This window comes from Nocardioides sp. (genome assembly GCF_035429765.1).
Taxonomy (GTDB): domain Bacteria; phylum Actinomycetota; class Actinomycetes; order Propionibacteriales; family Nocardioidaceae; genus Nocardioides.
The window spans coordinates 1-24,592 of record NZ_DAOMFK010000027.1 but is presented as its reverse complement, the minus strand read 5'-3'; the positions used below and the strand labels follow the sequence as shown (position 1 = coordinate 24,592).

Below are 24,592 nucleotides of genomic sequence, written 5' to 3'. Positions count from 1 at the left end.
GGGGGGGGGGCGAGGCCAGGGGGTGGGAGGCGCGCGTCAACGGAGGAGCCAGGCCGCGGTGTCGGGGGGCAGCCCCCCGGCCGGCCCCGCCCCGGCCGGCCCCACACCGGCCGAGCCCGGGGCGACCGGCGGCTCCGGCATACTGGTGAGGACCACCTCGCTGTCGGGGAGCCGGTGGGCGCGGTGGCCGCAGTTGAGCACGACCGTGAGGCGGCCGCGGGCGAAGGCGACCAGGTCGGCCCCGAGGTCCAGCATCTCCACCTCGGCGCCGGCGGTGCGCGCGAGGGTACGCCGGGCGGCCAGGACGCGCCGGTAGAACGCCAGCGTGGAGCCGGGGTCGGCCAGCTGCCGCTCCACGGTCAGCTCGGCCCACTCCGCGGGCTGCGGCAGCCACGGCTGGCCGGCTCCCGGGCCGAACCCGAACGGCGGTTCCTGGCCGCTCCAGGGCAGCGGCACGCGGCTCCCGTCGCGGCCGGTCTCGCCGGAGCGGACCCACACCGGGTCCTGCCGGTGCTCCGGGGCGACGTCGACCTCTGCCAGCCCCAGCTCCTCGCCCTGGTAGAGGTACGCCGAGCCCGGCAGGGCGAGCATGGTCAGCGTCGCGGCCCGGGCCCGGGCCAGTCCGCGCGCGCCCCCGCCGTACCGCGTCGGGTGCCGCACCACGTCGTGGTTGCTGAGCACCCAGGTCGGCGAGGCGCCCACCTCGCGGAGCGCCTCCACGGTGCGCCGGATCACCGCCCTGAACGCCGCAGCCGACCACGGCGCCACCAGCCAGGCGAAGTTGAAGCTCTGGCTGAGCTCGTCGGGCCGCACGTAGCGCGCCATCGACTCCGCGGTCTTCGTCCACGCCTCCGCGACCGTCATCCGGTCCCCCGGGTAGTCGGCGAGGACCCGGTGCCACCGGCGGTAGACCTCGTGCACCTCCGGCTGGTCCCACATCGGCTCGTCCTCGTCGTGCGGGTCGACGATGCTGCCGTCCTCGCTCATCGTCGGGATGCCCTGATGGACGCCGGTGCGCACCTGGTCGCGCAGCCCCTCCTCCTTGAACAGCGAGTGGGCGACGTCGATGCGGAACCCGTCGACCCCGCGGTCCAGCCAGAACCGCAGCACGGACTCGAACAGGTCGCCGACCTCGGGGTTGCGCCAGTCGAGGTCCGGCTGGGTGCGGTCGAAGAGGTGGAGGTACCACTGCTCGGGGGTGCCGTCCGCGTCGACCACGCGCTCCCAGGCGCTGCCGCCGAAGACCGAGAGCCAGTTGTTGGGCGGCTGCGCGCCACCGGGCCCGGTGCCGTCCCGGAACAGGTAGCGGGCCCGCTCCCGGCTGCCGGGGGCCGCGGCCAGCGCCGCGCGGAACCACGCGTGCTCGTCGGAGGTGTGGTTGGGCACCACGTCGACGACCAGCCGCAGGCCCAGCTCGTGGGCGCGGGCGATCAGCGCCTCGGCGTCGGCCAGGGTCCCGAACAGCGGGTCGACGGCGCAGTGGTCGGCCACGTCGTACCCGTGGTCATGGTGCGGGGAGAGGTAGAACGGGGTGAGCCACACGGCGTCCACGCCCAGGTCGCGCAGGTAGGGCAGCCGGGCGGTGATGCCGGGCAGGTCGCCGGTGCCGTCGCCATCGCTGTCGGCGAAGCTGCGGACGTAGACCTGGTAGAAGACCGCGTCCCGCCACCACGGGGTTGGATCGTTCAAAGCCGGCACGTCCAGCAGTCTCGGTGCCGAGGGGTACGCCGTCAAACCTGCCGCCGGTGCCCGATGCGTCACAATGTGCCGGTGAGCGACCTCATCGACACCACCGAGATGTACCTGCGGACGATCTTCGAGCTGGTGGAGGAGGGCATCGTCCCGCTGCGGGCCCGCATCGCCGAGCGTCTGCACCAGTCCGGGCCGACGGTGTCGCAGACGGTCGCCCGGATGGAGCGCGACGGGCTGGTGACGGTCCAGGGCGACCGGCACCTCGAGCTCACCCCGGAGGGCCTGCGGATGGCGACCCGGGTGATGCGCAAGCACCGTCTCGCCGAGCGGCTGCTCACCGACGTGATCGGGCTGGAGTGGGAGCTGGTGCACGCCGAGGCCTGCCGCTGGGAGCACGTGATCTCCGAGAACGTCGAGCGCCGGCTGCTGGAGCTGCTGGACAACCCCACCGAGTCGCCGTTCGGCAACCCCATCCCCGGCCTCGCCGAGCTCGGGCAGGAGGGCGAGCAGCAGGAGTTCATGGACGGGGTGGTGCCGCTGACCGAGGCGGCGGGGCACGAGCGGTCGCGGGTGCTGGTGCGGCGCATCTCGGAGGAGATGCAGAAGGACGAGCAGCTGATGGGGACGCTGCGCCGGATCGGCGCGCTGCCGGACAAGACCGTCTTCGTGCGGCGCCGGGCCGACGGGGTCCAGGCCGGCTCGGGCGGCGAGAGCGCCGACATCGACCTCGACGCCGCCTCGCACATCTTCGTGCACCGGCTCTGAGGCGCCTCAGCCCGCCGAGGGAGCCAGCGCCTGGAGGAACTCCGAGCAGCCGGACTCCACGCGGACCGTGGCCAGCGGATCACCCCGGGTCGGCCCCCGGTTGCAGACCACCACCGGCACGCCGTGCCCGGCGGCCCGACGGACGAAGCGCAGCCCGCTCATCACCGCGAGCGAGGAGCCGGCCACGAGCAGCGCTCCGTCCCGCTCCCGGAGCGCGTCCACCGCTGCGTAGCAGCGCTGCACCCGCTCCGCCGGCACGTTCTCCCCGAACAGCACCACGTCCGGCTTGAGGATCCCTCCGCAGTCCGTGCAGCCGGGCACGGTGAAGCCCGCGGTCGCCTCGAGGTCCACGTCGCCGTCGGGCAGCGCGGCCACCTCGCGGACGTGGTCCAGGTGCCCGGGGTTGAGCTCGGTCATCCGCTGCTGCAGCCACTCGCGGGAGACCACCCGGCGGCAGGTCAGGCAGACCACCTCCGAGATCCGGCCGTGCAGCGCGACGAGCCGGCGGGTGCCGGCCCGCTCGTGCAGGCCGTCGACGTTCTGGGTGATCAGCAGGTCCGGGTCCAGCCGGGCCAGCGCCCGGTGCCCGGCGTTGGGGGTCGCGCGGCTCATCAGGGCCCAGCCCAGGTGGCTGCGGGCCCAGTAGCGCCGGCGTGCGGCCGGACCGGAGTCGAACTCCTGCCGGGTCATCGGCGTGCGCGGCACCGAGCCGGGGCCGCGGTAGTCGGGGATCCCCGAGTCCGTGCTCAGCCCGGCACCGGTGAGCACCACCAGCGGACGCCCGCGCAGCAGCGACAGCGCCGCGACGTACTCCTCGCGGGGGTCGCGGGTGCGGGGCGGGCCGCCGGCCGCGGTGGCGGTCATCGCGGTCGACTCACCTGGCGTACCGTGCCTCGGCCCGGGCGCGGGCCCGGGCGGCCTCCTGCTCGCGGTTGCGCGGGGCCGCACTCGTGACCAGCGCGTCCAGCAGCTGCTGGGTGGCCCGCGCGACCTCGTCCACGGCGGCGTCGAAGGCCGCCCGGTTGGCCTGCGAGGGCTGCGTCGTGCCGCTCACCTTGCGGACGTACTGCAGCGCTGCTGCGGTGACCTCGTGGGACGTCGCGGGAGGCTCGAAGTTGTGCAGGGTGCGGATGTTGCGGCACATGCCGTCGAGGGTACGCCGCCGCGTCAGCGCAGCGAGCGGGCGAGCGTGATCGAGGCGGCGGTCAGCAGGGCGATCCCCAGCCCGGTCAGCACCACTACCGAGGTCCACACCTGGGCCAGGCCGGCGCCCTCGACGAGCAGCTTCCACATGGCGTCGTTCATCCAGGCGTGCGGGGTGAGGAAGGCGAAGGGTCGCACCGAGTCGGGGAAGAACTCCAGGGGCTGCATGGACCCGCCGAGCGCGGCGAGGACCAGGCTGAGCAGCAGGGCGAGCGCCCCGACCTGCTGCTCGCTGCGCCCCAGCGTGCCCAGGAGCATCGCGGCGCCGGTCCCGACCAGCGACATGGCGACGCACAGCAGCGCCACCGACAGTGGGGAGCCCCAGTCGATGCCGAACAGCAGCATGCCGCCCACGAAGACGATGGCCGCCTGGATCAGCGCGACCAGGAAGCGGCCCAGCGCCTCCCCGGCGACGATGGCCGGCACCGGCACCGGCCCGGCGCGCATCCGCCGGGTGACGCCGAGCTGCCGGGTGGTGAACAGGTAGCTCGCGCCGGTGAGCGAGGTGAGGAAGATGAACAGCGACAGCTCCCCGGCGGCGACCACGGCGCGGATGGTGGCCGGGGTGTCCTCCGCCTTCCCGGTGCTGGTCACCGTCACCGCGGTCCGCGGCACCATCGCGGCCGCTCGGCCGACCGCCTCCTCGACCGTCCCGGCGTCGGCCCCCGTGCGCTCGGCCAGCACCTGGACCACCCGGTCGTGCACGCTGGTCTCCTCGACCGCAGCGGCCAGGACCGAGCGGAGGTCCATCCCCTCGCCCGACCCCGGGGTGTACCAGCGGAAGGTGGTGGTGCCGTCGTCCTCGGTGACCACGACCCACCCGGCGTCCAGGGAGCGGCGGGCGACGTCGTCGCGCAGGTCGGGAGCCGAGGCGACCGTGACCAGGTGGACGTCGTCCACGGCCGCCATCCGGTCGCGCACCGCCCGGCTCTCCGGCGTGGGGGAGGGGTCCACGACGCCGACCCGGTACTCCGCGCTGCCTCCGATCGCCACGCCGAGGGAGAAGAGGATGAGCATGGGCAGGGCCAGCAGGAAGAAGTAGTTGGTGCGGTCCTTCGCCAGCCGCAGCAGGTTGGCCCGGGTGATCGCGACCACGGCGTTCACGGCCGCACCGACCGTCGGGCCAGAAGCAGGCCCGGTACGCCGACCACCACGGTGAACAGCAGCAGCGCGGTGACCGGCACCAGCGCCGAGGTCCAGTCGCGACCGCCGGTCAGCCGGACCAGCCCCTCGTTGAACCAGTAGTGCGGTGTCAGCCGGCTCGCGAAGGCCGCGACCCCGCCGGCCCGGGCCATCGAGAAGAAGGCGCCGCCCAAGATGCCCAGGACCAGCGCCACCACGGCCTGCATGGCCGCGGCCTGCTCGGGGCTCTTGGCCACCCCCACGACCAGGGTCACCGTGGCGACGGCGGCGAGCACGCCGGCAAGGATCATCATCGCCACGCCGGCCGGGCTGCCCCAGTGCGCCCCGAGGAGCCAGGTGGAGAACAGGGCCAGGAAGGTCATCGACACCAGCCCGATGACCAGGCTCACCAGCAGCTTGCTCGCCAGCACCTGCCACGGTGCGATGGGGGCCGCCAGGAGTCGGGGGAGGGTGCCCTGCCGCCGCTCCTGGAGCAGCCCGAGCACCCCGAACTGGACGCTGAAGAACAAGAAGAACGTCGCCATGCCCGCGGCCACCTGGGTCTTGGGGTCGATCCCGGTGGCTCCCTGGGTGGCGTCGACCAGTCGAGTGGTCGCCGGAGCAGCGACGATGGCGGTGGCCAGCTGCTGCGGCGGTGTGGAGCCGCCCAGCTCCTGCTGCGCGACGACGGCCTGGCCGACCCCGTCGACGGTGAGCGCGGTGGACCTGCTGACCGCTTCCAGGATCGCGCCGGCGACGATCGAGTCCGGTCCGCGGAGGACCTGGAGCCGGTCGCCCTCGGGAGCGACCACGACTCCGGCGTCGACCTCCCCGTCCTCGAGGGCGGCTCGCAGCGCCGACTCGTCGGCGTACCTGTGCAGCCGGATCGTGCCCTCCTCCTCGAGCCCGGCCAGCGGCCCCTCGGCGAGCGCGGTGCCCAACGCCGTCGTCCCGCTGCTCACCAGCCCCACCGGCACCTCCTGGGTCTGCGGCCCGGAGACCAGCAGCGACAGGATCGTGATCAGCGCGGCCGGGGCGATCAGCCCGAGCACCAGGGCCGAGCGGTCGCGCAGCCGCGCCCGCAGGTCCCGGGCGAGGAGGGTGAGGACGATCATCGCGGGCTCAGTCCCGCAGCGCCGTGCCGGTGATGTGCAGGAACACCGAGTCCAGCGACGGCTCGGTGACCTGGACGTCCCGGACCACCGCCCCGGCGTCGGCAAGCCGGGTGATCAGCCGGGCCAGCGTGGCGGACGCGGTGGTCACCATGCAGCGCACCGAACGGTCGTCGACCACGGAGACGGTGAGGACGTCGGGCTCCCCGGCCAGGGCGGCCGCCGCCGCGGTGGCGTCCCCGGCGACGGTGATCACCACCTGGTCGTGCTGCTCGACCAGGGCCACCAGCTCGCGCCTGGTGCCGCACGCCAGCAGCCTCCCGTGGTCCACGATGCCGACCCGGCGGCACAGCCGCTCGGCCTCCTCCATGTAGTGCGTGGTGTAGAGCACGCTCATCCCGCTCTCACCGAGCGCCGCCACGGACTCCAGGATCGCGTTGCGGCTCTGCGGGTCGATGCCCACCGTGGGCTCGTCGAGGATCAGCAGCCGGGGCCGGTGCAGCATGCCGGCGGCGATGTTGAGCCGCCGTTGCATGCCGCCGGAGTACTCCTCCACCTTGTCGGCGGCCCGCTCGGTGAGCCCGACGGTCTCGAGGACCTCCGCGATCCGCTCCCTCGCGGGTGCGCCACGCAGGCCGTAGAGCCGGGCGAAGAAGGTCAGGTTGTCCCGCCCGCTGAGGTCGGGGTAGAGCGCCAGCTCCTGGGGCACGTAGCCGATCAGCTCCCGGCCGTCGGTGGACCCCGGACGGATCGGCACACCCTCCACCGAGACCGACCCGGCGTCGGGGGAGAGCAGGCCGCAGATCATCGAGATGGTGGTGGTCTTGCCGGCGCCGTTGGGACCGAGCAGGCCGAAGGTCTCCCCGGGGGCGACCTCGAAGGACAGGTCGTCGACGGCCCGGAGGTCCCCGAACGACTTGGACAGCCCCGTGACCACCAGGGTCGGCTCGGGCATCGGCGCTCCTCGGTCGCGATCGTGGCAGCCTCGCACCGGTCAGCCTAGCCACCGGCGAGGCCACGCGGGACGCCGCCGCCGCGGCTGAGAGCATGGCGGTATGGCTGCCCACCGCGACGTCGACCTCACCCTCTTCGGTGCCACCGGGTTCGCCGGAGGACTGACCGCCGAGTACCTCGCCCGGCACGCTCCGGCGGACCTGCGCTGGGCCCTGGCGGGGCGGAGCCCCGAGCGGCTGCGGGCCGTGCGGGAGCGGCTGACCGAGATCGACCCGGCGTGCGCGGACCTGCCGCTGCTCACCGCGGACGTCACCGACCCCGCGTCGCTGGCCGACGTGGCCCGCCGGTCCCGCGTGGTGCTGACGACGGTCGGCCCCTACCTGAGGTACGGCGAGCCGCTGGTCGCTGCGTGCGCGGAGGCGGGCACGGACTACTGCGACCTCACCGGCGAGGGTGAGTTCGTGGACCGGATGTGGCTGGCCCACCACGCCACCGCGGTCCGCACCGGCTCCCGGCTCGTGCACGCGTGCGGCTTCGACTCCGTGCCGCACGACCTGGGCGCGCTGTTCACGGTGCAGCAGCTCCCCGGCGACCAGCCGATCAGCCTGCGCGGGGTGGTGCGCTCCGCTGCCCGCTTCTCCTCCGGGACCTACGCCTCGGCGGTCCTGGCGATGTCCCGGGTGCGACAGGCGCGGGAGGCCGCCACGGCCCGCCGGCGCGCCGAGCCGCGCCCCGAGGTGCGGTCCTCCCGGGCGGTGGGCGGCCGACCGCACCGCGACTCCGACCTCGGCTACTGGCTGCTGCCGCTGCCCACGATCGACCCGCAGGTGGTCGCGCGCAGCGGCGCGGCGCTCGCGGCGTACGGCCCGCGGTTCCGCTACTCCCACTACGCCGGGGTCAAGAGCCTGCCGTACGCCGCTGGCGGGGCACTCGGCGTGAGCGCGCTGGGCCTCGCGGTGCAGGTGCCCCCGGTGCGCGACCTGCTGCTCAGCCGGGTCCACCCCGGGGAGGGGCCGGACGAGGCGCGGCGGGCGCGGTCGTGGTTCACCGTCGACTTCGTCGGCGAGGCGGGCGGGCGGACCGTGCACACCCGGGTGTCCGGCGGGGACCCCGGGTACACCGAGACCGCCGCCATGCTCGCGGAGTCCGGGCTCTGCCTGGCCCTGGACGACAACCCCGGTACCGCGGGCCAGGTCACCACCGCGGTGGCGATGGGGGAGAACCTCACCGACCGGCTGCAGCGCGCGGGTATCGGCTTCGAGGTGGTGCACTGACGGCCCCAGGAGCGGGAATAGTCGTCAGTATCAACTAGTTGATACTCTCAACCATCCGCCACGAGCGGAGCACCCGCCCACGTCCCTGAGGAGTCCTGTGACCGCCCCCGCGACCGTCCCCGACGCCGCACCCGTCCAGATGAGCCACCGGGAGATCCTCGAGGCGCTGTCCGGCCTGCTGCTGGCGATGTTCGTCGCGATGCTCTCCAGCACCGTCGTCTCGAACGCCCTGCCCCGCATCGTCACCGACCTGGAGGGCAGCCAGACCGGCTACACCTGGGTCGTCGTGGCCACCCTGCTCACCATGACGGCGACCACGCCGATCTGGGGCAAGCTCGCCGACCTGTTCAGCAAGAAGCTGCTCGTGCAGTCGGGCCTGGTCATCTTCGTGGCCGGCTCGCTGGTCGCAGGTCTCGCCCAGAACATGGCCGTGCTGATCGCCGCCCGGGCCATCCAGGGGGTCGGCGTCGGTGGGCTGACCGCGCTGGTGCAGGTGATCATCGGCACGATCGTCACCCCGCGCGAGCGCGGCCGGTACGCCGGGTACATCGGCGCCACCTTCGCCCTCGCCACGGTGAGCGGCCCGTTGCTGGGTGGGCTCATCGTGGACACTCCCTTCCTGGGCTGGCGCTGGTGCTTCTACGTGGGCGTCCCCTTCGCCATCGCGGCGTTCCTGGTCCTGCAGAAGACCCTGCACGTCCCCTTCCAGCGACGCGAGGCGCGCATCGACTACGCGGGCGCCACCTTGATCATGTCGGGTGTCTCCGTGCTGCTGGTGTGGGTCTCGCTGGCCGGCAACGACTTCGAGTGGATCTCGACCACCAGCGCGGTCCTGATCACGGCCGGCCTGGTGCTGCTCCTGCTCGCGGTGTACGTCGAGGGCCGGGTCGCCAGCGACCCTGTCGTCCCGCTGCGGCTCTTCCGCGACCCCACCACCAGCCTGGCCACGGCCGCCTCGATCCTCGTCGGCGTGGTGATGTTCGGCTCCACGGTGTACCTCAGCCAGTACTTCCAGCTGGCCCGGGGGATGACCCCCACCCACGCCGGGCTGATGTCGATCGCCCTGGTCGGCGGCCTGCTGGTCTCCAGCATCGTCTCCGGGCGGCTGATCACCGCCCACGGCCGCTGGAAGCGCTTCCTGGTCGGTGGGATGGTGCTCGTCGTGGTCGGTCTGGCGCTGCTGTCCACCATCGACGCGCACACGCCGCTGGTCCGGGTGGCGGCCTTCATGGCGGTGCTGGGCCTTGGGATGGGCGCGAGCATGCAGAACCTGGTGCTGGCGGTGCAGAACAACACCTCCCACGCCGACATGGGCGCGGCCAGCTCGCTGGTGGTGTTCTTCCGCAGCATGGGGGGCGCCATCGGGGTCTCGGCGCTGGGTGCGGTGCTCAGCCACCAGGTCGCGGCCTCCGTGGCCGAGGGGCTGGCCAGGCTCGGCATCGCCGCCAACAGCCAGGAGAGCCACTCGATCCCGGACCTCTCCACCCTGCCCGACCCGGTGCGGGTCCTCTTCGAGAACGCCTTCGCCGATGCCACCGCGCACGTGTTCCTCGTCGCCATCCCCTTCGCGGTGCTCGCCCTGGCCTGCGTGCTGTTCATCCGCGAGGTGCCGCTGCGCACCACGCTGCTCGACGAGGACGAGCTCTCGCCCGAGGTCGCCGCGGAGCTGCACGCGCGATGACCACCGACCCCGAGGTCGTCGCCGCCCTCGAGCAGGAGATCGGCGTGATCGCCCGCCGGCTGCGCAAGGCGATCTCCGAGCGTGCCCGGGCGGTCCACCCCGGTCTGCAGCGAGGCGACTACGTGGTGCTGGACGCGCTGCACCACGCCGGGCCGGCGCGGGCGGCCGACCTGGCCGAGTGGCTGGACCTGGACAAGGGGGCGGTCAGCCGGCACGTGCGCCACCTCGGCGACCTCGGGCTGGTCCGACGCTCCGCCGACCCCCACGACGGGCGCGCCTGCCTGCTCTCGGTGAGCGAGGAGGCCGCGGAGCGTCTCACCGAGGTGGGGCGGGTCCGCAGCGCGGCCGCCGCCCGCAAGCTGGCGGGCTGGGCGCCGGAAGAGCTCTCCGCGCTGGTCGCCACGCTGGCCCGGTACAACCGCACCATGTCGACCGGTCCCGACGCCGCAGGCGACTCAGCCGAACGCGGCCGGGTCGACGGTGATCCAGACGTGCTCGGCGCAGGCCAGTACCCGGCCGCTCTCGTCGTACATCGCTGACGCGGTCAGCGTCTTGCGCCCCTGCACGGCGCGGCGCTCACCGACCAGCCCGTACCGGGCGCCGCCCACCGGGGGCGAGTCGACCCGGGCGGTCATCCGCCCGAGCACCACGGGTCGCTCCTCCAGGTCGTCGGACCAGGCGCCCACGCAGTCCAGCGCGGCCCAGGTGACGGGCTCGGCCACCTCCGCGCCGCCGGCGGGACCGGCCACGCTCGCGTGCGGGACCCAGGTGGCCGCCACCCGCCGCCCCCCGGCCGGTGAGTCCGCCACCCGTCCGGGGAAGATCCGCAGGCCGTCGCCCGGCCCGCGTCCCGTGCCGCAGGAGAAGCAGGTGGGGAACGGGTGGTGCCGGAGGCCGGCGTACGACGCCTCCGCGGCGGCCGCTCGGTCCGGGGTCTCGGCGGCGGCCAGCCACAGCTCGCGGTCCACCGCCCGCGCCTCGGCCACCTCGCAGGCGAGCCCGTCGGAGGGCACCGTCACAGGGATCTCGGTGTCCAGCGGCGGGGGCCGTCGCAGCGTCACCTCGACGGTCCCGGCCGCGACCGTGCGGCCGGGCACGAGAGCGGCCAGCGCACCGGCCGTCCAGCCGCCGTTCCCGGAGCGCGGGGGGCCGCAGAACCGGGCGGGGACGGTGAGGCTCAGGGTCACCGGACCACTGTGACACGGATCCTCACACGACCGTGACCGTGAAGTCGCCGTCGTGGGGCCCCGGGCGCATCGGGAGCCGGGCATCACACCCCCGTGGGCAGACCGCCAGACCGCCGCCGCGAGATACTGGGGCGGTGGACCCCGTGATCTCCGTGGCAGGTCTGGTGAAGCGATTCGGGAGCACGCTCGCCCTGGACGGCCTGGACCTCGAGGTGGCCCAGGGCGAGGTGCACGGCTTCCTGGGCCCCAACGGCGCCGGCAAGTCGACCACGATCCGCGTGCTGCTCGGGCTGCTGCGGGCCGACGCCGGGGACGTCCGGCTCCTGGGCGGCGACCCGTGGTCGGACGCGGTGGCGCTGCACCGCCGGATCGCCTACGTCCCCGGCGAGGTGTCCCTGTGGCCGAACCTCACCGGAGGCGAGGTGATCGACCTGCTCGGCCGGGTCCGCGGCGGGATCGACCCGGCGCGGCGGGCGAGCCTCGTCGAGCGGTTCGAGCTGGATCCCCGGAAGCGCTGCCGCAACTACTCGAAGGGGAACCGGCAGAAGGTGGCGCTGGTAGCCGGGCTGTGCGCGGAGAGCGAGCTGATGCTGCTCGACGAGCCCACGTCCGGGCTGGACCCGATCATGGAGGCCGAGTTCCAGCAGGTGGTGCGCGAGGAGGTGGCCGCCGGCCGGACGATCCTGCTGTCCAGCCACATCCTGGCCGAGGTCGAGTCGCTCTGCGACCGGGTGAGCATCATCCGTGCCGGGCGCACCGTCTCCTCGGGGACCCTCGACGAGCTGCGCCGCCGCAGCCTCACCACCGTGGTGGCCCGGGTCCGCGGTCCGGTGGAGCAGGTTCTCGCGCTGCCCGGTGTCACCGGCGTCCGGGTCCGCGACGGCGAGCTCACCTGCGAGGTGGAGAGCCGCGCCCTGGACGCCGTCCTGCGCGGACTGGCCGAGGTGGGTGTCGACTCGCTGGTGGCGCACCCGCCGACGCTCGAGGAGCTGTTCCTGGCCGAGTACGACGACCCCGGCGGTGCGGGCGGGGTGCCGCGGTGAGCGGGTTCGCGGGCACCGGTCAGCTGGTCCGGCTGGCGCTGCGACGCGACCGGCTACGGATCCCGGTGTGGGTGCTCGCCGTGGCCGGCATCACCTACCTGACCGCGGTCTCGGAGGTGGGGCTCTACAAGACCCAGGCCGCCATCGACGCGTATGCCGCGCTGGCCGAGTCCTCGCCCGTCACCGTGGCCTTCGCCGGTCCGCCGGTGGGGCTGCACACCATCCAGGGCGTGGTCGTCTACGAGATGTCGCTGATGGCGATCCTCGGGGTGAGCCTGATGGCGGTGCTGATGGTGTCGCGGCACACCCGTGCCGAGGAGGAGACCGGTCGCAGCGAGCTGCTGCGCGGTGCCGAGATCGGGCGGCACGCGGGCGCTGCCGCCGCGCTGCTGGTCACGACGCTGGCCTGCGTGGGGATGGGGCTTGCGGTGTGGGTCTCGTTGCTGCCCACCGTGATGTCGCCGGAGTCGGCGCTGGTGTTCGGTGCGGAGATCGGCCTGCTCGGGCTGGTGTTCGCGGGGCTGACGCTGTGCCTGGCCCAGCTGTTCGTGCACGCCCGCACGGTGACCGGGGCCGGGATGTTCGTCTTCGCGGCCGCCTACGTGCTGCGAGCCGCAGGGGACGTGCGTGGGGACTGGCTGGTGTGGACCTCGCCGATCGGATGGGTGCAGGCCACCCACGTGCCCACCGAGAACCGCTGGTGGCCGCTGGCGGTGCCGCTGGTCGCGACGGTCCTGCTCCTGCTGCTGGCCGTGGTGCTGGCGGAGCGACGCGACTTCGGCGCGGGGATGGTGCCGGTCCGCGACGGGCGGCCGACCGCGTCGCCGAGCCTCGCCGGGACCGTCGGCCTGGCCTGGCGCACCCAGCGCGGCGCGCTGCTCGGATGGGTGGTCGCGATGCTGCTGCTGGGTGCGGTGACCGGGGCGCTCAGCAGCTCGATGCAGGACATGATCCGGGACAACCCGGCGATGGCCGAGTACCTCGCGCTCACCACCGGTGCGTCCGTGGTCGACTCCTACCTGGCGACGGTGATCTTGATGTACGGCCTGTGCGTCGGGGGCTTCGCCGTCTGGTCCGCGGGCCACCCCGGCGCCGACGAGGACGGCGCCCAGCTCGACGTCCTCCTGGCCGGCCCGCTGTCGCGGACCCGGACCCTGCTGGGCAACCTGCTGGTGACCGTGGTGAACACGTCCCTGGTGCTGGTGGCGGCCGGGACCGGCACCGGGGTGGCGCACGGCCTCGTCACCTCGGACTCGGGCGAGGGGCTGCGGGCGGGGCTGGCCCACCTGGTCTACCTCCCGGCGATCCTGACCCTGGTCGGCGTGGTGGTCCTGGTGCACGGGTGGCAACCGCGGTGGACCTGGGTCGGGTGGGGGCTGCTGGCCTTCGGGGTGGTGATCGGCTGGCTCGGCGGCATCCTCAAGCCCCCCGCCTGGGTGAGCGACCTCTCGGCGTTCTCCCACGTGCCTCGCGTGCCGATCGAGTCCGCGGCCGACTCGTCGCTCCTGCTGCTCACGCTGGCCGCCGGCCTGCTGGTGGCGGGGGGGCTGGTCGGCTACCGGCGCCGCGACGTGGGCGTCACCTGAAGGGTGGTGCCCCAGGCCAGAGTCGAACTGGCGACCTTTCGCTTAGGAGGCGGCTGCTCTATCCACTGAGCTACTGGGGCCGCTGGGTACGGCGCGGCACGCCGTACCGCGGGTCATCTTGTCACAGCGTCCAGGCGCCTGATCACGCCGATTGGTGCTCTCCACCGGGACCGTTCATCATTTGGTACGGACACGTACTCTCGACGTGCTCCCTCCCCCGCCCCCGAGGAAACGCCCATGTCCGACGAGCCGTGGGTCGACGACGCCGACCCCGTCGCCGACACCGAGGCTGATCGGGGCGTCCCCAAACGCCGGGGGACCGCCAAGAAGCGGCACATCGTTGCCCGCGTGCTCGGGGTGACCGTGATCGTCCTGACCATGGTGGTGGGTCTCACCGTCGTCTACGCCTTCCGCCACCTGAGCGGGAACCTGCAGGTCACCGACCTCGAAGGCGACCTCGACCACCGTCCCGAGAAGGTCAAGGTCGAGGGCCCCAAGGAGCCGATCAACATCCTGGTGATGGGCTCGGACACCCGCGAGGGCGCTGGCAACCACATCGACAACGAGGCCGGCGGTGGGGGCTCGGACACCACGATCCTGCTCCACCTCTCCGCGGACCGCAAGCACGCCTACGGCATCAGCATCCCGCGCGACTCGATGGTCGACCGGCCTGCCTGCGACCACGGCGCGATCCCGCCGGCGAGCTACCAGCAGTGGAACTCCGCGTTCGCGGTCGGCGGCGCGGCCTGCACGATCCAGCAGTTCGAGCAGCTCACCGGCGTCCGGCTGGACCACTACCTCACCGTCGACTTCAACGGCTTCCAGGGCATGGTGGACGCCGTCGGCGGCGTCGAGGTCTGCATCCCCGAGACGATCGACGACCGCTCCCACGGCATCTACCTGGAGGCCGGCACGCGTGAGATCTCCGGCAAGGAGGCGCTCTCCTACGTCCGCCAGCGGTACGCCGTCGGCGACGGCTCCGACATCGGCCGGATGAAGCGTCAGCAGGCCTTCATCGCGTCCATGGCGAACAAAGTGGTCTCCGCCGGCACCCTCACCAGCCCCTGGCGGCTCTACAAGTTCCTCAACGCGGCCACCAAGTCGCTGACGGTGGACCCGGGGCTGAGCAACCTGGCGAAGATCGCCCAGCTGGGCGTGGAGTTCCGCCACATCAACCTGGGCAACGTGCAGTTCTTGACCATCCCGTGGCAGTGGGACCCCCAGGACCCGAACCGGGTGGTGTGGGCGCCGGAGGCCGCGGCGGTGTGGAACAAGATCAAGAACGACGAGCCTTTGACGCAGCGGCTGACCGTGGACGCGATCTCCGCGGCCAAGCCGCCCGGCTACACCGAGGCGCCCGCCAGCCCCTCCGACCGGCCGTCCAGGGCCCCGAGCCCGAGCCCCAGCCCGTCGTCGAGCTCGGAGCAGGCCGCCGCGGCCGCCGCCGGGCTGTGCGCCTGAGCGGGCGGGCGATGAGCTCCGAGCAGCCCCCGACGAGCGACTCCCTCGCCACCGGCGACGGCGACTGGAAGCGGCGGCGCCGGCTGGCCGCGGCCTTCGGAGAGGTCCTTCCCGAGACGACCGACGACGAGCGGGACCCCGCCGAGCGGGGCGAGACGGGGGACGACGCGTGGCTGCGCGCCCAGGTCCCGCCCCACCACGGCTGACCTCCCAGGCGGCCCGCTCAGGGGCCGGCGCTCAGCGCTGCTGGGCGCGGATGGCGTCGCGGATCTCGGTGAGCAGGACCACGTCGTCCGGGGTGCCCGGCTCGGGGCTGGGGAAGTACTTCTCCTTGGCCTTGGTGTAGGGCACGACGACGAAGAAGTACACGACGGCCGCCATGATCACGAAGGCGATCAGCGCGTTGAGGAACGCCCCGAAGGAGTTCTCCTTGTTGGAGAACACGTTGTCGAGGCTGTCGGGCAGCAGGCTGGTCAGCCACTGGGTGAACGTGGTGACGACGGCGGCGAACGCGACACCGATGATGATGCCGACCGCCAGGTCGACCAGGTTGCCGCGCAGGATGAAGTTCTTGAAACCGCTCATGGGACTCGTGCTCCTCCTTCGGCTCTCCCGGAGCCGTTCGACGTCACGTGCCTTCCACGCTATCCCCTGAACGCGTAGCTGAGCACACCGCCCACCCCCGCCTCGGCCAGCATCGGAACCCTCGTCGGCGGGACGCCCAGGACCACCAGCCGACCGGGGACCGGGTCGGTGTCCGCACGGGTCGGCACGGCCAGCACGGGGGAGTCGACCAGCACGGTGTGCGCCTCGCCGGCTCTCGGGTCGGTGCTGACCAGGTCGATCCGGTCGCCCGCCGCGAGCAGCGCGACGGTGCCCGCGTCGGGGAGTCGGACGGGCACCGCCACCAGCCCCGGCCGGCCGGCGACCAGCGAGGGTCCGGCGAGGCGGACGTCGGTCAGCGGCTCGCCCTGCCGCAGCGGGCTCGCGAGCGTCCGGCCCAACCAGTCCGGGACCAGACCGCCCGGTGCGGTGCCGGGGGAGTAGGCAGCGACCCGCACGTCGTCGGCGGTGAGCACGGCTCCCGCGGTGAGGTCGTGGCGGGCCACCGGGACCGGCACGGTGGGCGGGGGCGGTGGCTCCACCACCTGCAGTCCCGCGGCGACCGCCACCGCGGTCAACGTCGCGGCCAGCAGGCGACGGCGAGCGAGCACCGAGCGTCGCACCGACCGCCACCCGCGGCGGAGCCGGGCGCGGGTACGGCGCAGGGAGTCATCGGGCACGGCCCGACGCTACGTCGGCCACCGGGCCGGCCACGCCGGCGCTCCACAGCCCCGCCACCGAGGGCGCGGACACCGCGTGCTGTGGATGCCTTCGGGGTCAGGACGCCGAGGGCGAGGCAGGGGTGGACGACGCCGCGGGGGACGAGGACGAGGACGAGGAGGACTCCTTGCCGGCGCCTCCGGAGGTGCTGCCCGACGGGACCGACGCGGACGAGCCGGACCTGCTGTCGGTGCGGTAGAAGCCCGAGCCCTTGAACACCACGCCCACGGCGTTGAAGACCTTGCGCAGCCGGCCGTTGCACTCCGGGCAGTGCGTCAGTGCGTCGTCGGTGAAGCTCTGGACCGTCTCGAAGGAATGCCCGCACACGGTGCAGGCGTACTGGTAGGTCGGCACGACTCCCCCTCCGCTGGCACTCTCGGGCTTGGACTGCCAACTCTACGGCACAATGGCGAGCATCATGAGTCAGGAGCCCGCATCGCCCTCCGTGCCGGACGCCTCGCCCCACCGCGGGTGGTGGCGCACCTTCCGGGGCTGGCCCTGGCCGGCGCGCTGGGCGTGTTACGTCGTCGTCGCGCTCGTGCTGCTGCTCGTGGCCGGGCTGGTCACCGCGGTGGTGCTGGTCCGCCGCCCGTTCCCCCAGACCACCGGGACGGCGACGCTCCCCGGCCTGGTCGGCGAGGTCGAGGTCATCCGCGACTCCGCCGGGATCCCCCAGCTGTACGGCGACAGCATCGCCGACCTGATGCGCGCGCAGGGCTACGTGCACGCCCAGGAGCGCTTCTTCGAGATGGACGTACGACGGCACCTGACGGCGGGGCGGCTCTCGGAGATGTTCGGAGAGACCACCCTGGAGACCGACAAGTACATCCGGACCATGGGGTGGCGCCGGGTGGCCGAGCAGGAGCTGGCCCTCGTCGCGCCGGACACGCGTGCGGCGCTGCAGGCCTACGCGGACGGGGTGAACGCCTACCTGGACACGCACGGCCCCACGCAGATCGCCGTCGAGTACACCCTGCTCCGCGCCGGGGGGCTGGACTACACCCCGGAGGAGTGGACCCCCGTCGACTCGCTGGCCTGGTTGAAGGCGATGGCCTGGGACCTGCGCGGGAACATGACCGACGAGGTGGATCGGGTGCTCACCCGGGTCAACCACACCGCCGCCCAGGTCGCCCGGCTGTACCCGCCGTACCCCTACGAGCAGCACCAGCCGATCGTCCTCGGCGGCGCGGTCGTCGACGGCGAGTTCGAGCAGGACGCCGCTCCCCCGAGCGCCCCGGTGGCAAGCAGCGACGCCCGTCAGGCCCTCGCCCGGGTCAGCACCGGGCTGGGTCGGCTGCCGGAGATGCTCGGTCGGGGCTCGGGCCTCGGGAGCAACTCATGGGTCGTCGACGCTGACCACTCCGAGACCGGGGCACCCCTGCTCGCCAACGACCCGCACCTAGGCATCAGCCTGCCCGGCATCTGGGTGCAGATGGGCCTGCACTGCCGCACGGTCTCGGCGGACTGTCCGCTGGACGTGGCCGGGTTCACCTTCTCCGGGGTCCCGGGCGTCATCATCGGTCACAACGCCGACATCGCCTGGGGCTTCACCAACCTGGGGCCTGACGTCACCGACCTGTTCCTCGAGCGCGTCCAGGGCGGCTCCTACCGGTACGCCGGCCGGCTGCGGCCGCTGGCCACGCGGACCGAGACCATCAAGGTCCGTGACGGGGAGGACTTCCAGCTCGTCATCCGCGAAACGGTCCACGGCCCGCTGCTCTCCGACGTCTCGACCGAGCTCAGCTCGGTCGGGGCGAACGCGGAGGTCCCCGGCAACCTGGACCGCGGGCCCGGCTTCGCCGTGTCGCTGGCCTGGACCGCGCTCACCCCGAGCCGCACGGCCGACGCCATCTTGAAGCTCGACCTGGCCACGGGCTGGGAGGACTTCCGGGCGGCCGCGCGCGACTTCGACGTCCCCGCGCAGAACCTGCTGTACGCCGACCGCGAGGGCCACATCGGCTACCAGGCGCCGGGGCGGGTGCCCATCCGCGGGCCCGGCAACGACGGGTCGGTCCCCACCGAGGGCTGGCTGCCCGAGAACGACTGGACGGGGGAGTACGTGCCCTTCGCGGCGCTCCCGCACGTCCTCGACCCCCAGGAGGGGTACCTCGTCACCGCCAACCAGGCCGTCACCGGTCCCGGCTACCCGTACTTCCTCGGCGCCGACTGGGCCCGCGGGTACCGGTCGCAGCGCATCCGCGACCTGCTCAGCGAGAAGGGGCGGCTCTCGGTGCAGGAGATGGCCGACCTGCAGCTCGACGACCTCAACCCGATGGCGCCGACCCTGGTGCCCTACCTGCTCGACATCGCCGACCTCGGCTCGCCGTACTACCGAGCCGGCCAGCGGCTGCTCGCCGACTGGGACTTCCACCAGCCGCCCGACAGCGCCGCCGCCGCCTACTACAACGTGGTCTGGGCGAACGTGCTGCGGCTGACCTTCCACGACGAGCTGCGCGAGTCCCTCTGGCCCGACGGCGAGGACCGCTGGTTCGGCGTGATGGAGACCATGCTCCGGCGCCCGCAGGACACCTGGTGGGACGACCGGGGCACCGACGAGGTGGTCGAGACGCGCGAGGACATCCTGCGCGAGGCGATGCGCGACGCCCGTGACGAGCTGACCCGGCGCCAGGCGCTCGACCCGTCCTCGTGGAGCTGGGGGGAGCTGCACCGGCTCGACCTGCGCAGCGCCACCCTCGGGGAGTCCGGGATCGGGCCCGTCGAGTGGCTGGTGAACCGCGAGGGGTACGCCGTCGGCGGCGGCACCAGCATCGTGGACGCGACCGGGTGGGACGCCGCCGAGGGCTACCAGGTGAGCACCTCACCCTCGATGCGGATGGTCGTCTCCCTCGCGGACCTCGACGACTCACGCTGGGTCAACCTGACCGGTGTCTCGGGGCACCCCTTCGACGAGCACTACGTCGACCAGACCGACCTCTGGGTCGCCGGCGAGACCCTGCCCTGGCCGTTCAGCCGTGCCGCCGTGGAGAGCGCCGGTCAGGACACCCTCACCCTGCGCCCAGCCGGGTGACCCCGTCCGGGGTCGCCGCGGCCAGCACCGGCCGGTCGTGCGGCTCGACCGGGACGTCGATCCCGACCTCCTCCGGGTAGAGCAGCACGCAGGTGAACGTTCCCACCGGGACGCGTCCGAGCGCCTTGTCGTAGCAGCCCGCGCCCTTGCCCAACCGGTGGCCGGTGGAGGACACCGCCAGCCCGGGAACGAGCACCACGTCCGGTGTCGCGACGGCCTCGAGGCCCAGCGGCGGCGTCGTGGGCTCCAGCAGCCCGAAGCGGGCCGGGGCCAGGGAGTCGGGGCCCGTGTAGGTCGCCCAGTCCAGGTCCAGGCCTCCCGCCGACAGGCGGCCCACCGTGAGCGGCAGGATGACCCGCTTGCCGGCGTCGAGCAGGGCGTCCAGCAGCAGGCCCGTCCCGGGCTCGCGGCCGACGGCGACGTACGCCGCGACGCTCGCCGCCCGGCGTACCTCCGGGAGCCGCAGCAGGTGCCCGGCCAGACCGGCCGAAGCGAGCCCCACCTCGGTCAGCGAGCGTCGGTTGCGCGCCGTCACGAGCTGGTCGCGCAGGGCGGTCTTGGCCGCTCCCGCGTCGAACGGGGACGACGGGATTTGGCCGGGGTGCACGGGGCAAGCCTACGATCGAGTCATGGGTAGTCCAGGTTTGAAGCGGGCCCAGGCCAAGATGGAGTCGGCCGGGGTCGACCCCACGGCCATCGAGGTCTTCTCGCACTACTACCGGCTGCTCGAGCACGGCGAGACCGGGATGATCCCCGAGTCGTCGATCGAGCCTCTGGACATGGAGTCGCTGGCCGACGTGGAGGTCTCCCCGGAGGAGGCCGCCGAGGCCATCCGGGCGACGGTCGTGATCAAGCTCAACGGGGGCCTGGGCACCTCGATGGGCATGGACCGCGCCAAGTCGCTGCTGTGCGTGCGGCGGGGGCTGTCCTTCCTCGACATCATCGCGCGCCAGGTGCTGCACCTGCGCACGGCGTACGACGCGACGCTGCCGGTGCTGTTCATGAACTCCTTCCGCACCTCGGCGGACACCCTCGACGCCCTGGCCCGCTACACGGACCTGCCCGTCGAGGGTCTGCCGCTGGAGTTCCTCCAGAACAAGGAGCCCAAGCTGCTGGCCGACACCCTCGAGCCGGTGAGCTGGCCCAAGGACCCCGAGCTGGAGTGGTGCCCGCCGGGGCACGGCGACCTCTACCCGGCGCTGGTGAGCAGCGGGCTGCTCGACCGGCTCATCGACCTGGGCTACCGCTACGCCTTCGTCTCCAACTCCGACAACCTCGGCGCGGTGGCCGACGCCCGCGTGGCCGGGTGGTTCGCCTCCTCCGGCGCGCCGTTCGCGATCGAGGCGGTACGGCGCACGGCGTCGGACAAGAAGGGCGGGCACTTCGCCCGCCGCAAGATCGACGGCCGGATCGTGCTGCGCGAGACCGCGCAGACCCGGCCCGAGGACCGGGCCGCGCTCGCCGACCTCACCCGGCACCGGTTCGCCTCGACCAACAACCTGTGGTTCGACCTCGCGGCGGTGAGGAAGACCATGCACGAGCGGCGGGGCGTCCTCGGCCTGCCGCTGATCCGGAACGTCAAGACGGTCGACCCCGCCGACCCCAGCACCCCGAAGGTGGTGCAGATCGAGTGCGCCATGGGCGCCGCGATCGAGGTGTTCGACGGGGCCCGCACCATCGAGGTGGGCCGGGACCGGTTCGTGCCGGTGAAGACCACCAACGACCTGCTCGTGCTCCGCTCGGACGTCTATGACCTCGGCAGCGACTTCGTCATGGACCAGAGCGCCGTGGAGATCCCCTACGTCGAGCTGGACGGCGAGGTCTACGGACAGATCGGCGAGTTCGACAAACGCTTCCCCGAGGGCGCGCCGTCCCTGAAGGACTCGACCTCGTTCCGCGTCGAGGGCGACTGGACCTTCGGTCCCAAGGTGCGCGTGGTGGGCGAGGTCACCCTGGCCAAGCACGTCGGCGCGCAGCGGGTGGAGGCCGGGACGGTCCTCGAGGATGAGTGAGCCGATCCCGGTCGAGGAGCTGCTCGACCGCATCCTGGGCACCGTCGAGCCGCTGTCGCACTTCCCCCAGCCGCTGATGGAGGTGCTGGGGCTGGCGATCGCCGAGGACGTCGCGGCACCGATCGCGCTCCCCACCTTCGACAACTCCGCGATGGACGGGTACGCCGTCGTCGCCGCTGACGTCGCCGACGCCTCGCCCGAGCAGCCGGTGCGGCTCCCGGTGGTCGGCGAGATCGGCGCGGGCCAGGCCAACCTGATGGCGATGTCGCCGGGCTCGGCGGTGAAGATCATGACCGGGGCGCCGGTCCCCGCGGGCTGCGACGCGGTCGTCCCCTACGAGTGGACCGACCGCGGGGTGGCCCGCGTCGAGATCAGCGAGGCCCCGCAGGTGGGGCAGAACATCCGGCGGGCCGGGGAGGACGTCGCAGCGGGTGACCTGCTGGTGCGCGAGGGCACCGTGCTGGGTCCGCGGCACCTCGGGCTCCTGGCCGCGGTCGGCCGCGCCACCGTGCAGGCCCGCCCCCGGCCGCGGGTGGTGATCATCTCCACCGGCTCCGAGCTGCGCGAGGTCGGCACGCCGCTCGCCCGTGACGCGATCTACGACGGCAACTCCTTCCTGCTCGCCGCCGCCGCCCGCCGGGCAGGGGCGATCGCCTACCGGGTGGGCATCGTGCCGGACGAGCCGCGCGCGTTCCTCGACGCGCTGTCCGACCAGCTGGTCCGCGCCGACCTGGTGGTGACCTCCGGCGGGGTCTCCCAGGGCGACTACGACGTGGTCAAGGAGGCGCTGTCCCCGCTCGGCACCGTCTGGTTCGGCACGGTGGCGATGCAGCCGGGCAAGCCCCAGGGGTTCGGAGTGGTCGGTGAGGACCGGACGCCGATCTTCACCCTGCCCGGCAACCCGGTCTCCTCCTACATCTCCTTCGAGACCTTCGTGCTCCCGGCCCTGCGCCGGATGATGGGTCGCACGCCCTACCGCCGGCCGTTCACGCAGGCCCGGCTCACCGCGCCGATCAGCTCTCCACCCGGGCGGCGTCAGTTCGTGCGGGCGGCGTACGACGACGGGGCGGTCACCCCGGTCGGCGGGCACGGCTCGCACCTGATCGGGGACCTGGCCGCGGCCGACTCCCTGGTCGTGGTCCCCGAGGACACCACCTCGGTGCCGGAGGGCGCCGAGGTGCAGGTGCTGCGGCTGGACGAGGACTTCTGACCTCGCCGGTGCATCTGGGAGGCTGACCACATGGACCGCCTGACCCACGTGGACGAGACCGGCGCGGCGCGGATGGTCGACGTCTCTGGCAAGCCCGTGACCGCGCGCACCGCGGTCGCCTCCGGGCGGGTGCTGGTGTCGCCGCGGGTCGTGGAGCTGCTGCGCGGCGAGGGCGTCCCGAAGGGCGACGCCCTCGGTGTGGCCCGCGTCGCCGGGATCATGGGAGCCAAGGCGACGCCCTCCCTCGTCCCTCTGTGCCACCCGATCGCGGTCTCGTCGGTGGCCGTCGACCTGGTCGTCGACGACGACGCGGTGGGGATCACCGCGACGGTGTCCACCGCCGACCGGACCGGGGTCGAGATGGAGGCGCTGACGGCCGTGTCCGTCGCCGCCCTCACCGTGGTCGACATGGTGAAGGCGGTCGACAAGGGCGCGGTGATCACCGAGGTCCGCGTGGAGTCCAAGACGGGTGGGCGGTCGGGGGACTGGACGCGTGAGTGATCCCGCCCGGCTCCCGGCCGCAGTCGTGGTCGCCTCCAACCGCGCCGCCGCGGGGGTGTACGCCGACGAGACCGGTCCGCTGATCGTCGACTTCCTCACCCGGCTCGGCTTCGTCGTCGGTGACCCGGCGGTCGTGCCGGACGGTGACGCGGTGGGCGCCGCCATCACGGCTGCGGTCGCCGCCGGTGCCCGGGTGGTCCTCACCACCGGTGGCACCGGCCTGACGCCGACCGACCTCACCCCGGACGTGACCCGCCCGCTGCTGGACCGCGAGGTCCCCGGCATCGCCGAGGCGATCCGCGCCTACGGCGTCGCGAACGGCGTACCCTCGGCCGCCCTCTCCCGCGGGCTCGCCGGGGTCGCCGGCCGGTGCCTGGTGGTGAACCTGCCCGGCTCCCGTGGCGGCGTCCGGGACGGGCTTGCGGTGCTCGAGCCGTGGCTCGTGCACGCCGTGGAGCAGGTCGTCGGGAGCGACCATTGACCGGGTGGCCGGTGGTGCTGCGCCACGGTGAGCTGGCGCTGCGGCCGCTGAGCGTGTCCGACGCGCGGGCGTGGGCCGCGGTCCGGGAGCGCAACGTGGACTGGCTGAGGCCGTGGGACGCCACCGTGCCTCCCGGCGGCGAGCCGCGCCCGGTCAGCTTCCGGGCCTTGGCCAAGCGGCTCAACGCCCACGCCAGGGCGGGCACCACCTTCCCGTGGGTGATCGAGGTCGACGGTGCCTTCGCCGGCCAGCTGACGGTGAGCAACATCGTGCGGGGGTCGGCCCAGCTCGCCTCGATCGGCTACTGGATCGACCAGCGGTGCGCGGGGCGCGGCCTGGTGCCGCGGGCGGTCGCGATGGCGGTGGACCACTGCTTCTTCACCGCCGGGCTGCACCGCATCGAGATCGCGATCCGGCCGGAGAACACCAACTCGCTGCGGGTGGTGGAGAAGCTGGGCATCCGGGAGGTCGGCTACGCGCCGAGGTTCCTGCACATCAACGGAGCCTGGCGGGACCACCGCCTCTACGCGATCACGGTCGAGGAGTGTCCCGGCGGGCTGCTGCGCCGGCTGGAGGGGGCAGCGCCGCTGTGACCACACCAGTCACACGAGTGATTTTCCGACACACCTGAGGACCTCCGTCCCCTCGCCCGCGCGCGAACCTACGCTCTGACCCGTGACCGCTCTCATCTTCGTGGCTGTGGCCGTCGCCTGGGCGGCGTACCTGATCCCCAAGGCCCTGCACCACCACGACGACGCGGTGCGTGCCCGCTCGGTGGACCGGTTCTCGCACACGATGCGCGTCCTCGCCCGGCGTGAGCCGGTGAGCCGGCGTGAGGCGAAGTTGGTCGTCACCGGGCGCGCCGACCCCGGCTCCTCCGTCGAGGTCGCTGCGGCCGAGCCGGCTCCGGCCCCCTCGCCGGCCCGGGTCCGGGCCCGCCGAGAGGCGGCGCGGCGC

Annotated in this window: 26 protein-coding genes and 1 tRNA gene; 15 read left to right on the top strand and 12 right to left on the bottom strand. The window is 73.3% G+C overall.

What is annotated here, in order from left to right; genetic code table 11:
• Nucleotides 1-36: 36 nt before the first annotated feature.
• Nucleotides 37-1,698, bottom strand: a complete 1,662-nt coding sequence (locus PLP61_RS04875; RefSeq protein WP_502888955.1) for a glycoside hydrolase family 13 protein — start codon at nucleotides 1,696-1,698, stop codon at nucleotides 37-39.
• A 72-nt stretch (nucleotides 1,699-1,770) separates the two neighbouring features.
• Here PLP61_RS04875 and PLP61_RS04870 point away from each other — a divergent pair, with 72 nt between their 5' ends.
• Nucleotides 1,771-2,457: an iron-dependent transcriptional repressor DtxR gene (locus tag PLP61_RS04870; RefSeq protein WP_324500922.1), complete on the top strand. Its 687-nt coding sequence runs from the start codon at nucleotides 1,771-1,773 to the stop codon at nucleotides 2,455-2,457.
• A 6-nt stretch (nucleotides 2,458-2,463) separates the two neighbouring features.
• Here PLP61_RS04870 and PLP61_RS04865 read toward each other — a convergent pair whose 3' ends face one another.
• From PLP61_RS04865 to PLP61_RS04845, 5 genes are read right to left on the bottom strand one after another with little or no spacing between them, the layout of a single operon-like run.
• Nucleotides 2,464-3,321: a Sir2 family NAD-dependent protein deacetylase gene (locus PLP61_RS04865; protein ID WP_324500920.1), complete on the bottom strand. Its 858-nt coding sequence runs from the start codon at nucleotides 3,319-3,321 to the stop codon at nucleotides 2,464-2,466.
• Between the two features lie 10 nt (nucleotides 3,322-3,331).
• Nucleotides 3,332-3,601, bottom strand: coding sequence for a DUF2277 domain-containing protein (locus PLP61_RS04860; protein WP_324500918.1), 270 nt, complete (start codon nucleotides 3,599-3,601; stop codon nucleotides 3,332-3,334).
• 23 nt (nucleotides 3,602-3,624) lie between these two features.
• Complete coding sequence (locus PLP61_RS04855) at nucleotides 3,625-4,764, bottom strand: ABC transporter permease (protein WP_324500916.1); 1,140 nt, start codon at nucleotides 4,762-4,764, stop codon at nucleotides 3,625-3,627.
• Nucleotides 4,761-5,897: an ABC transporter permease gene (locus tag PLP61_RS04850; protein WP_324500914.1), complete on the bottom strand. Its 1,137-nt coding sequence runs from the start codon at nucleotides 5,895-5,897 to the stop codon at nucleotides 4,761-4,763. Before PLP61_RS04850 ends, PLP61_RS04855 begins: the two co-directional genes overlap by 4 nt.
• 7 nt (nucleotides 5,898-5,904) lie before the next feature.
• Nucleotides 5,905-6,849 (bottom strand): ABC transporter ATP-binding protein, encoded by a 945-nt coding sequence (locus tag PLP61_RS04845; protein WP_324500912.1) that lies wholly within the window; start codon nucleotides 6,847-6,849, stop codon nucleotides 5,905-5,907.
• 100 nt (nucleotides 6,850-6,949) lie between these two features.
• Between PLP61_RS04845 and PLP61_RS04840 the strand changes: the two genes are divergently transcribed.
• The 3 genes from PLP61_RS04840 to PLP61_RS04830 all read left to right on the top strand — a co-directional run bounded on the left by PLP61_RS04840 (nucleotide 6,950) and on the right by PLP61_RS04830 (nucleotide 10,342).
• Complete coding sequence (locus tag PLP61_RS04840; RefSeq protein ID WP_324500910.1) at nucleotides 6,950-8,122, top strand: saccharopine dehydrogenase family protein; 1,173 nt, start codon at nucleotides 6,950-6,952, stop codon at nucleotides 8,120-8,122.
• A 97-nt stretch (nucleotides 8,123-8,219) separates the two neighbouring features.
• The gene (locus PLP61_RS04835) at nucleotides 8,220-9,803 is read left to right on the top strand and encodes an MDR family MFS transporter (RefSeq protein ID WP_324500908.1); all 1,584 of its coding nucleotides are present in this window, start codon (nucleotides 8,220-8,222) and stop codon (nucleotides 9,801-9,803) included.
• Nucleotides 9,800-10,342, top strand: coding sequence for a MarR family winged helix-turn-helix transcriptional regulator (locus PLP61_RS04830; RefSeq protein ID WP_324500906.1), 543 nt, complete (start codon nucleotides 9,800-9,802; stop codon nucleotides 10,340-10,342). Before PLP61_RS04835 ends, PLP61_RS04830 begins: the two co-directional genes overlap by 4 nt.
• Here the strand turns inward: PLP61_RS04830 and PLP61_RS04825 are convergent.
• A complete protein-coding gene (locus PLP61_RS04825; RefSeq protein WP_324500904.1) occupies nucleotides 10,259-10,990 on the bottom strand; it encodes a hypothetical protein in 732 nt (243 codons plus the stop codon). The two genes, PLP61_RS04830 and PLP61_RS04825, sit on opposite strands and share 84 nt — an antisense overlap.
• Nucleotides 10,991-11,124: 134 nt before the next feature.
• Between PLP61_RS04825 and PLP61_RS04820 the strand changes: the two genes are divergently transcribed.
• Both PLP61_RS04820 and PLP61_RS04815 read left to right on the top strand, forming a co-directional pair.
• Nucleotides 11,125-12,033, top strand: a complete 909-nt coding sequence (locus PLP61_RS04820; RefSeq protein ID WP_324500902.1) for an ABC transporter ATP-binding protein — start codon at nucleotides 11,125-11,127, stop codon at nucleotides 12,031-12,033.
• Entirely contained in the window at nucleotides 12,030-13,619 is a 1,590-nt protein-coding gene (locus PLP61_RS04815) for an ABC transporter permease (protein ID WP_324500901.1), read from the top strand. Before PLP61_RS04820 ends, PLP61_RS04815 begins: the two co-directional genes overlap by 4 nt.
• A 4-nt stretch (nucleotides 13,620-13,623) precedes the next feature.
• On the opposite strand, the gene PLP61_RS04810 is transcribed toward PLP61_RS04815, so the two are convergent.
• Nucleotides 13,624-13,699 (bottom strand) — tRNA-Arg (locus PLP61_RS04810).
• A gap of 157 nt (nucleotides 13,700-13,856) precedes the next feature.
• Between PLP61_RS04810 and PLP61_RS04805 the strand changes: the two genes are divergently transcribed.
• Together PLP61_RS04805 and PLP61_RS04800 are read left to right on the top strand one after the other, a co-directional pair.
• Complete coding sequence (locus PLP61_RS04805) at nucleotides 13,857-15,080, top strand: LCP family protein (protein WP_324500899.1); 1,224 nt, start codon at nucleotides 13,857-13,859, stop codon at nucleotides 15,078-15,080.
• A gap of 11 nt (nucleotides 15,081-15,091) precedes the next feature.
• Nucleotides 15,092-15,286 carry a hypothetical protein gene (locus PLP61_RS04800; RefSeq protein ID WP_324500897.1) on the top strand — a complete coding sequence of 65 codons (195 nt, stop codon included), beginning with the start codon at nucleotides 15,092-15,094 and terminating at the stop codon, nucleotides 15,284-15,286.
• Between the two features lie 31 nt (nucleotides 15,287-15,317).
• Here the strand turns inward: PLP61_RS04800 and PLP61_RS04795 are convergent, their stop codons facing one another.
• From PLP61_RS04795 to PLP61_RS04785, 3 genes are all read right to left on the bottom strand, one after another.
• Nucleotides 15,318-15,665, bottom strand: coding sequence for a large conductance mechanosensitive channel protein MscL (locus PLP61_RS04795; RefSeq protein ID WP_324500895.1), 348 nt, complete (start codon nucleotides 15,663-15,665; stop codon nucleotides 15,318-15,320).
• Between the two features lie 59 nt (nucleotides 15,666-15,724).
• Nucleotides 15,725-16,363 (bottom strand): SAF domain-containing protein, encoded by a 639-nt coding sequence (locus PLP61_RS04790; protein WP_324500893.1) that lies wholly within the window; start codon nucleotides 16,361-16,363, stop codon nucleotides 15,725-15,727.
• Between the two features lie 97 nt (nucleotides 16,364-16,460).
• On the bottom strand, nucleotides 16,461-16,757 hold the full coding sequence (locus tag PLP61_RS04785) for an FmdB family zinc ribbon protein (protein ID WP_324500891.1): 297 nt from the start codon (nucleotides 16,755-16,757) through the stop codon (nucleotides 16,461-16,463).
• 64 nt (nucleotides 16,758-16,821) lie between these two features.
• On the opposite strand from PLP61_RS04785, the gene PLP61_RS04780 reads away from it, so the two are divergent.
• A complete protein-coding gene (locus PLP61_RS04780) occupies nucleotides 16,822-19,431 on the top strand; it encodes a penicillin acylase family protein (protein ID WP_324500889.1) in 2,610 nt (869 codons plus the stop codon).
• Here the strand turns inward: PLP61_RS04780 and PLP61_RS04775 are convergent.
• Complete coding sequence (locus PLP61_RS04775; protein ID WP_324500887.1) at nucleotides 19,409-20,038, bottom strand: 5-formyltetrahydrofolate cyclo-ligase; 630 nt, start codon at nucleotides 20,036-20,038, stop codon at nucleotides 19,409-19,411. The genes PLP61_RS04780 and PLP61_RS04775 overlap by 23 nt on opposite strands.
• A 22-nt stretch (nucleotides 20,039-20,060) precedes the next feature.
• Here PLP61_RS04775 and PLP61_RS04770 point away from each other — a divergent pair, with 22 nt between their 5' ends.
• The 6 genes from PLP61_RS04770 to PLP61_RS04745 form a co-directional block, all read left to right on the top strand.
• Nucleotides 20,061-21,443, top strand: coding sequence for a UTP--glucose-1-phosphate uridylyltransferase (locus tag PLP61_RS04770; protein ID WP_324500885.1), 1,383 nt, complete (start codon nucleotides 20,061-20,063; stop codon nucleotides 21,441-21,443).
• Complete coding sequence (glp, locus tag PLP61_RS04765; protein WP_324500884.1) at nucleotides 21,436-22,653, top strand: molybdotransferase-like divisome protein Glp; 1,218 nt, start codon at nucleotides 21,436-21,438, stop codon at nucleotides 22,651-22,653. Before PLP61_RS04770 ends, glp begins: the two co-directional genes overlap by 8 nt.
• Before the next feature lie 30 nt (nucleotides 22,654-22,683).
• Complete coding sequence (gene moaC, locus PLP61_RS04760) at nucleotides 22,684-23,154, top strand: cyclic pyranopterin monophosphate synthase MoaC (RefSeq protein ID WP_324500882.1); 471 nt, start codon at nucleotides 22,684-22,686, stop codon at nucleotides 23,152-23,154.
• Entirely contained in the window at nucleotides 23,147-23,635 is a 489-nt protein-coding gene (locus PLP61_RS04755; RefSeq protein ID WP_324500880.1) for a MogA/MoaB family molybdenum cofactor biosynthesis protein, read from the top strand. The genes moaC and PLP61_RS04755 overlap by 8 nt, the downstream gene beginning before the upstream one ends.
• Nucleotides 23,632-24,228: a GNAT family N-acetyltransferase gene (locus PLP61_RS04750; protein ID WP_324500878.1), complete on the top strand. Its 597-nt coding sequence runs from the start codon at nucleotides 23,632-23,634 to the stop codon at nucleotides 24,226-24,228. Before PLP61_RS04755 ends, PLP61_RS04750 begins: the two co-directional genes overlap by 4 nt.
• An 82-nt stretch (nucleotides 24,229-24,310) precedes the next feature.
• Nucleotides 24,311-24,592, top strand: a 282-nt coding sequence (locus PLP61_RS04745; RefSeq protein ID WP_502888954.1) for a SepX/GlpR family protein, incomplete at its 3' end; no start/stop codon positions are given.